Raw genomic sequence first — 12,447 nt, 5'->3', positions numbered from 1 at the left:
CGTCCCTGCGGTGTCAGCTGCGGCGGTTGTTCTTGGCGTTCGGGTCCTTGGCCGCCTTGTCTACCGCAGCTTGGGCCCGCTTGATCCACTCCTTCGGCTGGATCCGCTGCGCCATCAGCTCATTGGACGCGTTCTGGATCTCGGTGTCCATTTCGCTGTACCAGTCGGGGTAGCGGTAGCTGAAGGTGTTGTCACCGGCGGCCTTGAGCGCGTCCACCGCCGACTGGGTGCCGGGCCGCAGCTTCACGCTCGGGTCGACGCCGTCCTTGACGACGGTGAGCGAGTTGGCCTGCTGGGCGAAGATCGTCGACCATTCGCGGGACAGCATCGAGCGGAGGAACTCCATGCCCGCGGCCTTGTTCGCGGCCTTCTCGGGCACGATGAAGGGCTCGTCGACGCCGGCCCGGACGGCCTCCGCCGGCAGCTTGCTGTCGGCGAGCAGCGGGACCGGCAGGAACTTCATGTCGAAGTCCTCGGGCGTCTGCTTCAGCTGCTCGTTCTCCAGCCAGGAGCCGGAGGGGATGAAGGCGGCCTTGTACTGGTTCCAGGCGGTCTGGGACTCCGTGTGGGTGAGGCCGTTGGTGCCGGGCATCAGCAGGCCCTTCTCCACCACCTCGTAGACCGCCTCGACCGCGGCGAGGGCGGCCGGGTTGCCCGCGAAGGCGTTCGGCTCCAGGTGGTCGATCGCCTTCATGGCGTCCAGACCGCCCTTCTTGGCGATCAGGTCCATGATGACCACGTTGATGTAGTACGGGAACTTCCCCTGGTGGGCGAGGCCGCCGATGCCCGCCTCCTTGGCCTGGGTGCAGACGGCCAGGAACTCGTCCCAGGTCTTCGGCGGGGTCCAGCCCTTCTCCTTGAAGAGCTTGCCGGAGTACCAGAGGCCGAACACCGCGTAGACGTACTTCAGGGTGACGAACTTGCCGCCCAGCATGCCCTGTTCGACAGCGCCGGGGACCAGCGTGTCGCGCACCTTCTTGGTCGGGTCGTCCAGCGAGGGCGCGTCGAGCACGGCGGTGAGGTCGGCGAGCTGGTTGCCCTTGGCGAGCACGTCCAGCTTGATCTGCTGGGCGCCGGAGTCGTCGACGACGTCCGGCGGGTTGCCGCCGTTGAAGCGCGGCTGGAGCTTGGCGGTGATCTCCTGGGTGCCCAGGTGGGAGCTGGTCGTGCCCCACTTCTTGTCGAAGGCGGCCTCCCATGCCTTGGCGTAGTCGTCGCCGAAGCCGCCCTTGAAGACCACGACGTCCAGCTTGCCGCCCTTGGCCACGCCGAAGGGGTTCTCCTTGGAGACGACGCCCTTGTCGGGGCCCTTCGTGCTCTCCTCGCCGCCGGAGGCGCAGGCGGACAGGAAGCCCATCGTCGGCACCGTGATCAGTCCGAGTGCTGCGGAGCGCTTGATCAGATCACGGCGCCCGACGCCCTCACCAGTGGATCCCATGCTCATGTCCTCGCCTTCGTCAGAAGTGTGAAGGAGGCCGGGGATTCACGGCGGCTGCCGTGCGTGCGGGCATCGCCGCAGGTCCCCGCCCATCCCCCCGGTCCGGGCCGCTCGTCTCGCGGTGATCCGGACGGGCACAGGTATAGTCCACTTCCGCTCACGTGAGCAAGATCATGCACACGTATGGCGCCCGGCTTTTCCGAGTTGAGACCTGGCCGTCATCTGCGGCGGGTGCCGGGCAAGCGGAAGGGCCGCACCCCCTTCGACGGGGATACGGCCCTTCGGCGGTGGTCCGGAGCCGGACCGCGGGGTGCTCAGCCGCGGATCAGGTTGCGGAGCACGTACTGCATGATGCCGCCGTTGCGGTAGTAGTCCGCCTCACCCGGCGTGTCGATGCGGACGACCGCGTCGAACTCCACACCGGTGTCGGTGGTCACCTTGACCGTGCGCGGGGTGGTGCCGTTGTTCAGCTCCTCCACACCGGTGAAGGAGAAGGTCTCCTCGCCGGTCAGACCCAGGGTGGCGGCCGAGGCGCCCTCCGGGAACTGCAGCGGCAGGACGCCCATGCCGATCAGGTTGGAGCGGTGGATGCGCTCGTAGGACTCGGCGATGACGGCCTTGACGCCGAGCAGCGCGGTGCCCTTGGCGGCCCAGTCGCGCGAGGAGCCGGAGCCGTACTCCTTGCCCGCCAGGATGACCAGCGGGATGCCGGCGGCCTGGTAGTTCTGCGAGGCGTCGTAGATGAAGGAGACCGGCGCGCCCTCGACCGTGAAGTCGCGGGTGAAGCCGCCCTCGGTGCCCGGCGCGATCTGGTTGCGCAGGCGGATGTTGGCGAAGGTACCGCGGATCATGACCTCGTGGTTGCCGCGGCGGGAACCGTAGGAGTTGAAGTCGCGGCGCTCGACGCCGTGCTCCGTGAGGTACTTGCCGGCCGGGGTGTCGGCCTTGATCGCACCGGCCGGGGAGATGTGGTCGGTGGTGACCGAGTCGCCCAGCTTCGCCAGCACGCGGGCGCCGGCGATGTCGGAGACCGGGGTGGTCTCCATGGTCATGCCCTCGAAGTACGGGGGCTTGCGGACGTAGGTGGACTGCGGGTCCCACTCGAACGTGTTGCCGGTCGGGATCGACAGCGCCTGCCACTGGGCGTCGCCCGCGAAGACGTCCTGGTAGGACTTGCTGAACATGTCCTCGCCGATGGCGTTCGCCACGACGTCGTTGACCTCGGCCTCGGAGGGCCAGATGTCCTTGAGGAAGACCGGGTTGCCCTCGGTGTCGACGCCGATGGCCTCGGTGGTGATGTCCACCTTCATGGAGCCCGCGATGGCGTACGCGACGACCAGCGGCGGGGAGGCCAGGTAGTTCATCTTGACGTCGGGGTTGATCCGGCCCTCGAAGTTGCGGTTGCCGGAGAGCACCGAGGTGACCGCGAGGTCGTGCTCGTTGATCGCCTTCGAGATCTCCTCGTCCAGCGGACCGGAGTTGCCGATGCAGGTGGTGCAGCCGTACCCGACGAGGTTGAAGCCCATCTTGTCGAGGTACGGGGTCAGGCCGGCCTTGTCGAAGTAGTCGGTGACGACCTTCGAGCCCGGGGCCAGGGTGGTCTTGACCCACGGCTTGCGGGTCAGGCCCTTCTCGACCGCCTTCTTGGCCACGAGCGCCGCGGCGACCATGACGTAGGGGTTCGAGGTGTTGGTGCAGGAGGTGATGGCGGCGACGGTGACGGCGCCGTGGTCGATCTCGAAGGACGAGCCGTCGGCCAGGGTGACCAGGGTCGGCTTCGACGGGGTGCCGTTCGGGTGGTTCGCCGGGGCGTCGGAGGCCGGGAAGGACTCCTTGCCCGCCTCGTCCACGTCGTCCACGTAGTTGCGCACGTCCTGGGCGAACTGCTGGGCGGCGTTGGCCAGGACGATGCGGTCCTGCGGGCGCTTCGGGCCGGCGATGGAGGGGACGACCGTGGAGAGGTCGAGCTCCAGCTTCTCGGAGAAGTCCGGCTCGGCGGCCGGGTCCAGCCACAGGCCCTGCTCCTTGGCGTACGCCTCGACGAGCGCGACCTGCTGGGCGTCGCGGCCGGTCAGGCGCAGGTACTTCAGGGTCTCGTCGTCGATCGGGAAGATCGCGGCGGTGGAGCCGAACTCCGGCGACATGTTGCCGATGGTGGCGCGGTTCGCGAGGGAGGTGGCAGCGACGCCCTCACCGTAGAACTCGACGAACTTGCCGACGACGCCGTGCTTGCGCAGCATCTCGGTGATCGTCAGCACCAGGTCGGTGGCGGTGGTGCCGGTGGGCAGCTCGCCGGTCAGCTTGAAGCCGACGACGCGCGGGATCAGCATGGAGACCGGCTGGCCGAGCATCGCGGCCTCGGCCTCGATGCCGCCGACGCCCCAGCCCAGCACGCCCAGGCCGTTGACCATGGTGGTGTGCGAGTCGGTGCCGACGAGGGTGTCGGGGTAGGCCTGGCCGTTACGGACCATGACCGTGCGGGCCAGGTGCTCGATGTTGACCTGGTGGACGATGCCGGTGCCCGGGGGGACGACCTTGAAGTCGTCGAAGGCGGTCTGGCCCCAGCGCAGGAACTGGTAGCGCTCCTTGTTGCGGCCGTACTCCAGCTCGACGTTCTGCGCGAAGGCGTCCTTCGTGCCGAACTTGTCGGCGATGACCGAGTGGTCGATGACCATCTCGGCGGGCGAGAGCGGGTTGATCTTCGCCGGGTCGCCGCCGAGGGCCTTCACGGCCTCGCGCATCGTGGCGAGGTCCACGACGCAGGGGACACCGGTGAAGTCCTGCATGATCACGCGAGCCGGCGTGAACTGGATCTCCTCGCTGGGCTGGGCCTGCGAGTCCCAGTTGCCGAGCGACCGGATGTGGTCGGCGGTGATGTTCGCGCCGTCCTCGGTACGGAGCAGGTTCTCCAGCAGGACCTTCAGGCTGTAGGGAAGGCGGGCGGAGCCCTCGACCTTGTCCAGCTTGAAGATCTCGTACGACTCGTCGCCCACCTGCAGCGTGCTGCGGGCGTCGAAGCTGTTCGCCGACACGACAGTCTCCTTCATGCATGAATTTCGCGCGTATGACCGCATCCTGCCGCCACGCCCCTTGGCCAATCCGCTAAGGTCAGGCTAAGTTAGGTAACCCTTACCAGCGGGGGCGGCTGCGGTACGTCTTCGGCAGATATCTCGATGTCGAGATAACTCTAGTACATGTCGGCGGGCCGGGACGAGGTGCGCACCCGGTGAGATGCGGGGGCCGGGCACCGGCCGGGTGATTCCGCATGCCCCGGTGTGTTCGACGTGACCAGCGCGGACGCCGCGAACCCGGCAATCCGTTCGGGAGCGGGGGTGACGGTGGTCACGGCCGGACTCCGCCGCCGGGCACGCCGGGGCCCTCACCCGCGCGGCCCAGTGGGGCGGGCGGCTGGCGCCGCCGGCCTCGAAGCGGATCCCGAGCGGACGCCGACCGGGCCGCGAGCGGCAACGGCGCGCGCGTCGCAGGCGGGGCGGCAGCCGGGCCGGCGGGGCCGGTGCGTCGAGGGCGTCGAGTGCGCTCAGTGGCCCGTGCAGGCGATCCTGGCAGGTGACCCGCGTACCCCTGCCGCAAAAAGGGCAGACGACCAGAAATGGCACCGGCCGCGCCGTCCCCTCCCGCCTGGCCCAGCAGGGGATCTGACGATCGGTAACACCCGTTCGGCCTACCCCCGCGCGATCAACATCTCATATCTGAGATACGGTGCAGCCATGGCAGACGACTACCTCGTACGCATCGGCAAGCTCATCCGTGACGCCCGGCAGCACCGGGGCTGGACACAGAGTCAGCTCGCCGACGCACTCGGCACCAGCCAGAGCGCCGTGAACCGGATCGAGCGCGGGAACCAGAACATCAGCCTTGAGATGATCGCCCGTATCGGCGAGGCCCTCGACAGCGAGATCGTCTCCCTCGGTTACGCCGGCCCGATGCACCTGCGCGTCGTCGGCGGCCGCCGGCTGTCCGGTGCCATCGATGTGAAGACGAGCAAGAACGCCTGTGTCGCCCTGCTGTGCGCCTCGTTGCTCAACAAGGGCCGTACGGTCCTCCGGCGCGTCGCCCGCATCGAGGAGGTCTACCGCCTCCTCGAGGTACTCGGCTCCATCGGGGTGCGCACCCGCTGGATCAACGACGGCGTGGACCTGGAGCTGATCCCCCCGGCCCGCCTCGACATGGAGTCCATGGACGCGGACGCCGCCCGCCGGACCAGGAGCATCATCATGTTCCTGGGCCCCCTGCTGCACCGGATGGACAAGTTCCGCCTCCCGTACGCGGGCGGCTGCGACCTGGGCACGCGCACGATCGAGCCGCACATGATCGCCCTGCGCCGCTTCGGCCTGGACATCACCGCGACCGAGGGCATCTACCACGCCCAGGTCGCGAGCGGGATCTCCCCGGACCGCCCGATCGTGCTGACCGAACGCGGGGACACGGTCACCGAGAACGCCCTCCTGGCCGCCGCCCGGCACGACGGCGTCACGGTCATCCGCAACGCCTCCTCCAACTACATGGTCCAGGACCTGTGTTTCTTCCTGGAGGCGCTGGGCGTCAAGGTGGAGGGCATCGGCACCACGACCCTGACCGTCCACGGCGTCCCGAACATCGACGTGGACGTGGACTACTCCCCCTCCGAGGACCCGGTCGAGGCGATGAGCCTGCTCGCCGCCGCCGTGGTCACGGAGTCCGAGCTGACGATCCGGCGCGTCCCGATCGAGTTCATGGAGATCGAGCTCGCGGTCCTGGAGGAGATGGGCCTGGACCACGACCGCTCGGCGGAGTACAGCGCGGACAACGGCCGCACCCGCCTGGTCGACCTCACGGTCCGCCCGTCGAAACTCGAAGCGCCGATCGACAAGATCCACCCGATGCCGTTCCCCGGGCTGAACATCGACAACGTCCCGTTCTTCGCGGCCATCGCCGCCGTGGCGCAGGGCCAGACCCTGATCCACGACTGGGTCTACGACAACCGCGCCATCTACCTGACCGACCTCAACCGCCTCGGTGGCCGCCTCCAACTCCTGGACCCCCACCGCGTCCTGGTCGAGGGCCCCACCCGCTGGCGCGCCGCGGAAATGATGTGCCCCCCGGCCCTGCGCCCCGCGGTGGTCGTCCTCCTCGCGATGATGGCGGCGGAGGGCACGTCGGTCCTGCGCAACGTCTACGTCATCAACCGCGGCTACGAGGAACTGGCCGAACGCCTCAACTCGGTGGGCGCCCAGATCGAGATCTTCCGCGACATCTGACACACCGCCGCCACCCGCGCCACACCGGGGCGGCACCCGAGGCCCCTCCCCCTCTGACCACAGAGCGGAAGGGGCCTCTTCGGCGTGGGGCGACGTCACCATGTCACCCCACTTTCCGCACTTGCCCATACGGTCTTCAACTTTCTCGGTAGTCTCTCCAGCCCATCCCCCGGCCTGTCCCCTGCACCACGCCCCCGCAGTTTCGATCCTCGCGATCCTGGAGAGCCGTGTACCCGCCGCCGCGCCCCTACCCACCCATGCCCGCGCCCGCGCCCGTCCGGCGCTGGTGGCACCATCCCGCGCTCGTCATCACCGCCCTCGTCCTCATACCTCCGGTCGGCATGGCCCTGCTCTGGACGGGTCGCTGGGGCAAGGGCAAGAAGATCGTCGCCACGGTCCTCGCGGGGCTGTGGTTCGTCACCCCCTTCCTCGGCGACCCGCCGAAGGAGGCCGAAGCCGATGCGAAGCCGCAGGCGGCCGCCTCCCCCGCGCCGAGCTCCAGCCCGAGTCCCGCCCCTCCGCCCAGCTTCGTCGGCCAGAACCTGAGGGCGGCCAAGTCCGCGGCTTCCGCGGCCGGGTACGACGCGGTCTCCCACGATGCCGCCGACAGTGACGCCGGACAGTGGGACGACGACAACTGGAAGGTGTGTTTCCAGGCCCCGGCGGTCCATCGGATCGGCAGCCTCCCGACGCTCGACTTCGGTGTCGTCCGCAACGAGGTCCCCTGCCCTGCCAAGGACGGCGAGCCGATCCCCTACCCGAAGACGCCGAAGGTGATCGGCCTGACCTTCGCGAAGGCGTCCGGGGCCCTCGGGCCGATGGGTTTCGGGACGATCGAGCCGCTCAGCGCCTACACCGACGTCACCCTCCCCGCAGCCGTGGACGACTGGACCGTCTGCTTCCAGGACCCCGCCGAAGGCAAGGAGGTCCGGAGCCCGAAGTCCACGACCGCCCGCCTCACCCTCACCGGACCCGGCACGCCCTGCCCCGCCGACGCGCACAGCGAGCTGCACCCCGACCCGACCCCGCCACCGCCGCCGCCGAGCCGCGACGATGACGGCTCCGGCGGGGCTTCCACGGAGGGTGGCGGCAGCGTCTCCTACAAGAACTGCACCGCCGTCCGCGCGGCGGGAGCCGACCCGATCCGGCGCGGCGACCCCGGCTACGGCAGGCACCTCGACCGTGACGGCGACGGCGTGGCCTGCGAGTGAGGGAGACGGGGGCCGGCGCCCCGGGCAGCGTTCGGGCCTGAACGGCCCGGCCCCCGCCGGTCCGGTTGCGTCGTCGGTATCCGGCCGTTTTGGCCGGGATCCTCGCCCGCACCGGGCGGTGACCGGCAGAATCGGGCTTTGCGGACACGGCTGCGGGGACTGGGGGCGGCGGGACATGGTGGTCGGGGTGGGTTCGGGGCGGGGTGTGCAGGCGCCGGTCCTGGCGGGGGCGCCGGTGGTGGGGTCCTTGTTCGCCCTGCGGGACGACTCGCTCGGGACGTATCTGCGGGCCCGGCAGGAGCACGGGGAGGTCGTGCGGATCGTGGCCGGGCCGCCCGGGCTGCGCGCCGAGTTGTACTGCGTGTTCTCCGCCGAGGGGGCGCAGCAGGTGCTCGCCTCGGAGGCGGCCAACTTCCGCAAGGACAACCGCTTCTACCAGGAGATCCGGGACTCCCTCGGCAACGGGCTGCTGACCAGTCAGGACGAGGACTACCTGCGCCAGCGGCGGCTGGTACAGCCGTTGTTCACGCGGCGCCGGGTGGACGGGTACGCGGGGGCGGTCGCCGCCGAGACCGAGGCGGTCCTCTCCGCCTGGGAGGGGGCCGCGGGTGGCGTGGTCGACCTGTCCGGCCAGATGATGCACCTGGCTCTGCGCGCGGTGGCCCGGATCCTGTTCGGGACCGACGTGGAGGCCACGGTCGATGTCGTGGACCGGTGCTTTCCGGTCATCACGCAGTACGTGCTGCGCCGCGGGTACTCCCCCGCCAGCGTCCCGCGCGGCTGGCCCACTCCGGGCAACAGGCGGGCCGCCGCCGCGATGGACGAGCTGCACGCGGTCTGCGACCGGATCATCGGGGAGCGGCGCGCCGGCTCCGCGGCCGGTGAGGGGGAGGACCTGCTGACGCTGCTCGCCGCCGCGAGGAGCGAGGACGACGCGGAGTTCGACGCCGTGGAACTGCGTGACCAGGTGCTGATCTTCCTGCTCGCCGGGCACGAGACGACCGCGACCTCGCTCGCCTTCGCCCTGCACCTGCTGGCCCGTAACCCCGAGGAGCAGCGCCGGGCCCGCGCGGAGATCACCCGGGTCCTGGGCGACCGGACGCCCGACGCCGCAGACATGGACCGGCTCCCCTACCTCACCCGGGTCCTGAAGGAGACCATGCGGCTCTACCCGGCCGCTCCGGTGATCGGTCGCAACGCCGTCGCCGCCGCCGAGGTCGGCGGGTACACCATCCCGGCGGGTGCGAACGTGATCCTGGCGCCGTGGGTGACGCACCGCGATCCGCGGCACTGGCCGGCACCGGACCGCTTCGACCCGGAGCGTTTCACGCCGGAGGCGGAGGCCGGCCGGCCGCGTTACGCCTGGTTCCCGTTCGGCGGCGGGCCGCGGGCCTGCATCGGGCAGCACTTCTCGATGCTGGAATCGGTGATCGCGCTGGCGATGATCCTGCGGGCGTACGAGTTCGAGGCCGTCGACACCGATGTCCCGCTCGGCGCGGGCATCACGCTGGGCGCCAAGGGTCCCCTGCGCTGCCGGGTGCGCCGACCGGCGTCCTAGGTCCTGTCGTCACAGTGGCGCCGGTCAGGTCCGCGGCGTCCGGTGCCGTGCATCGCACGGCGGAGGGGCGCCCGTGTACTGGGCGTACTCGCGCCCCGACAACGCGGCGAGGTGCGGTGCCGGGCGTCGCGGGCCAGGCGCGACTTCGACGACAGGGCCCAGCTTGGCCGGGGCTCAGTCGACGTACGACTCGAGCGTGCCGCGGCGTCGGACGTCGAGGGTGGCGCAGTGGAACGAGCCGGCGAACGGCGCGTAGTGCAGCAGGTCGCAGGGGATCGGTTCGAAGCCCCACCGCTCCAGTGCGCGCAGCATGCCGGTGTGGTGCCGTTCCGCGATCACCCGGTGCTCGTCGACCATCAGCACGTTCATGCTGAGCCACTTGCCGCACATCGAGGTGATCCGCAGCAGGCGGTCGTCGATCGGGTCGGGCTCGGGCGCGGTCAGCACGTCCCACGATCTCAGGACCTCGGGCAGCCGGTCGACGTCGATGTACTCGGGATTGACCAGCACCTTGCCGGGGGCGAGCGGGACGAACGTGGTGTCGATGTGCATCGGCGTGCGGCAGCGGCTCTCGATCTCGTGGATGCGGTAGCCGGGTCCGAGATGGCGGCGCAGCCACTCGATGCCCATGCGGTTGGTGACGTTGCTCCGGGTGACGAAGAGGTCGCGGCCGGCGCGAACGAAGTCCGCCGCGTCGAAGACCGGTTCGAACTCGGTGAGGATGTACCGCATGGGTTCGCCGGCCCGGGGGATCCGGAAGTCCTCCTCGAACAGTTCGTCGGTGAGCTGCGGCTTGGGCGCGGACGTCCAGCGCGCGCCGCGGCGGAAGTAGTCCTTGAGGACCGTGCGGTAGGAGTGCGTCTCGAAGTACCGGCACGGCCAGGCCATCGGGGTTTCGATGATCTCGTCGCCGATCACGAGCATGCTGTCGCGCGGGCAGGTGTTGGAGAACCCGCGCGAGGACCAGTCGGGAGTGGCGAAGCGCTGCCCGTGGTCGACCGCGTCCGGCCGCCGGACGGTGACGCCGAGGCTCTGGAGGAGGTCGACGAACCGGTCGAGTTCGTCCTGCGCCGGCCCGATCAGCATGCGCGGGTACTTCAGCCCGGCGGCGAGTCCCTGGAGCCGGGCGCCCCACGGTGGGATGTTGCAGGACACGACCGGGTGCTTGGAGGGGATGGTCACGCCGTCGAGCCGCCCGACGAGCACCTCCTCCAGGGGGTCCCACTCGTTGTGCGAGCTGACCGGCGAGACGGGAGGCTCGGGGACGGGTTCGGGGTGGAGGGCGGATTCGGGGTCGGAGACGGGGTCGGATTCGGGGACGGGGACACATTCCGGGGCGGGTTCCCGGACGAGGGCCGCAAGCGGCTCCGCGCCCGGTCCCGCACCGCGTTCTGCCATCGGTTCCGTTGCCATGGTCAGACCTTCGCCGTGGTGTGGTTGCCCTGGAGGCGTTCGAGGTCCGAGGGCCGGACCTGGATCACGAACAGTGCGATCAGTGCTCCGACGAGGGTGAACAGGGCGGCCACGGTGAAGGCCGCCCCGATGCCCGAGGTGAGCACCAGGTCGCTCCAGGGTTTCGGGAACTGTCCGGTGCGTACGAATGAGGCCCGCTGTTCGGGGTCGGCCGTGCGCAGGAAGTCCGGCACCTGCGCCTTGGCCTCGTTGCGGCTGACCGTGCCGAAGACGGTCACCAGGATCGACAGGCCGAGCGAACCGCCCACCTGCTGCGTGGCGTTGAGCAGGCCGGACGCCGCGCCCGACTCCCGGTCGGGGACGTTCGACAGGGCCATCAGCGTCAGCGAGACGAACTGCAGGCCCATGCCGAGGGCGAAGAGCAGCATGGGGCCCAGGATGCTGCCCAGGTACGTCGAGTGGATGTCGACCTGTGTCAACCAGCCGAGTCCGGCCGCGGAGCTCAGCGCGCCGCCGACCATGAACGGCTTGGGGCCGAACTTCGGCAGCAGGTGGGAGGTGAGCGCGGCGCCCACCGCGATCACGGCGCTCACCGGCAGGAACGCGAGGCCGGCGCGCAGCGGACTGAAGCCGAGCACGAGCTGCACGAACAGCGTCAGGAAGAAGAACATGCCGAAGATCGCGCAGGCGAGGAACAGCATGATCCCGTACGTCCCGGCCCGGTTGCGGTCGGCGAACATGTGCAGCGGGGTGATCGGCTGGGGCGACCGCCGCTCGTTGAGGACGAACAGGGTCAGCAGGACCACCGCGACGCCGAAGGAGGCCAGCGTCCAGGGGTCGCGCCAGCCCTCCTGGGCCGCGCGGATGAACCCGTACACCAGTGCGACCATGCCGACCGTGGACAGCAGCGCGCCCGCGAGGTCGAAGTGGCCCGGGTGGCGTTCGGACTCCCGGATGACCTTCGCGCCCAGGACGGCGATGAGGACGGCGATCGGGACGTTGACGAAGAGCACCCAGCGCCAGTCGAGCCAGGTGACCAGCATGCCGCCCGCGAGGAGGCCGATGGCGCCGCCGCCGGCCGAGACGCCGGCGAACACGCCGAACGCCCGGTTGCGGGCGGGCCCTTCGGGGAAGGTCGTGGTGATCAGCGCGAGGGCGGTCGGGGAGGCGATGGCCCCGCCGACGCCCTGCAGGGCCCGGGCGGCCATCAACTGGCCGGGGCCTTGCGCGAATCCGCCGAGGAGGGAGGCCAGGCCGAAGAGCAGGATGCCGAAGATGAAGACCCGTTTGCGGCCGAGGATGTCGCCGGCGCGCCCGCCGAGCAACAGCAGTCCGCCGAAGGTGAGCGTGTAGGCGTTGACCACCCAGGAGAGGTCCTCGGTGGAGAAGTCGAGCGCGCTCTGGATGTGCGGCAGCGCGATGTTCACGATGGTGATGTCGAGGACCACCATGAGCTGGCAGCACGCGATGACGAAGAGCGCGAGTCCGTTCCCGCTTCTTCGGACCGTGCCGTCGGTCCCGGCGCTGGTGGGCGGAGTGTTCGGGTCCACCCTGTCGACGCTAAGCCCG

7 protein-coding genes are annotated in these 12,447 nt (G+C 70.0%); 3 read left to right on the top strand and 4 right to left on the bottom strand.

Translation table 11 applies throughout. The features are described 5' to 3' along the window. Positions 1 to 13 precede the first annotated feature (13 nt). Both ngcE and acnA read right to left on the bottom strand, forming a co-directional pair. Positions 14 to 1,438, bottom strand: coding sequence for an N-acetylglucosamine/diacetylchitobiose ABC transporter substrate-binding protein (gene ngcE / locus AC07FY_RS20765; protein WP_479008223.1), 1,425 nt, complete (start codon positions 1,436 to 1,438; stop codon positions 14 to 16). A 314-nt stretch (positions 1,439 to 1,752) separates the two neighbouring features. Then, the gene (gene acnA / locus AC07FY_RS20760; RefSeq protein WP_479008358.1) at positions 1,753 to 4,470 is read right to left on the bottom strand and encodes an aconitate hydratase AcnA; all 2,718 of its coding nucleotides are present in this window, start codon (positions 4,468 to 4,470) and stop codon (positions 1,753 to 1,755) included. Positions 4,471 to 5,166: 696 nt separating this feature from the next. Between acnA and AC07FY_RS20755 the strand changes: the two genes are divergently transcribed. The 3 genes from AC07FY_RS20755 (at position 5,167) to AC07FY_RS20745 (ending at position 9,465) form a co-directional block, all read left to right on the top strand. Next, complete coding sequence (locus AC07FY_RS20755; protein WP_479008221.1) at positions 5,167 to 6,696, top strand: helix-turn-helix domain-containing protein; 1,530 nt, start codon at positions 5,167 to 5,169, stop codon at positions 6,694 to 6,696. A gap of 257 nt (positions 6,697 to 6,953) precedes the next feature. Continuing rightward, entirely contained in the window at positions 6,954 to 7,907 is a 954-nt protein-coding gene (locus AC07FY_RS20750) for an excalibur calcium-binding domain-containing protein (RefSeq protein ID WP_479008219.1), read from the top strand. A 175-nt stretch (positions 7,908 to 8,082) separates the two neighbouring features. After that, positions 8,083 to 9,465: a cytochrome P450 gene (locus tag AC07FY_RS20745; protein ID WP_479008217.1), complete on the top strand. Its 1,383-nt coding sequence runs from the start codon at positions 8,083 to 8,085 to the stop codon at positions 9,463 to 9,465. A 174-nt stretch (positions 9,466 to 9,639) separates the two neighbouring features. Here AC07FY_RS20745 and AC07FY_RS20740 read toward each other — a convergent pair whose 3' ends face one another. Beyond that, the gene (locus AC07FY_RS20740) at positions 9,640 to 10,878 is read right to left on the bottom strand and encodes an amidinotransferase (RefSeq protein ID WP_479008215.1); all 1,239 of its coding nucleotides are present in this window, start codon (positions 10,876 to 10,878) and stop codon (positions 9,640 to 9,642) included. Between the two features lie 2 nt (positions 10,879 to 10,880). Further along, complete coding sequence (locus AC07FY_RS20735) at positions 10,881 to 12,428, bottom strand: MFS transporter (protein WP_479008213.1); 1,548 nt, start codon at positions 12,426 to 12,428, stop codon at positions 10,881 to 10,883. Between the last annotated feature and the right edge of the window lie 19 nt (positions 12,429 to 12,447).

It is taken from the genome of Streptomyces sp. NPDC045967, from assembly GCF_056430495.1.
Note: the sequence above shows the minus strand (reverse complement) of the source record. Positions and strands in the feature narration are given on the sequence as shown.

Coding starts and splice junctions, on each gene's coding strand:
- AC07FY_RS20750 (WP_479008219.1), top strand. CDS start 6,954: ATGCCCGCGCCCGCGCCCGTCCGGCGCTGGTGGCACCATCCCGCGCTC.
- AC07FY_RS20740 (WP_479008215.1), bottom strand. CDS start 10,878: ATGGCAACGGAACCGATGGCAGAACGCGGTGCGGGACCGGGCGCGGAG.
- ngcE (WP_479008223.1), bottom strand. CDS start 1,438: ATGGGATCCACTGGTGAGGGCGTCGGGCGCCGTGATCTGATCAAGCGC.
- AC07FY_RS20755 (WP_479008221.1), top strand. CDS start 5,167: ATGGCAGACGACTACCTCGTACGCATCGGCAAGCTCATCCGTGACGCC.
- AC07FY_RS20745 (WP_479008217.1), top strand. CDS start 8,083: ATGGTGGTCGGGGTGGGTTCGGGGCGGGGTGTGCAGGCGCCGGTCCTG.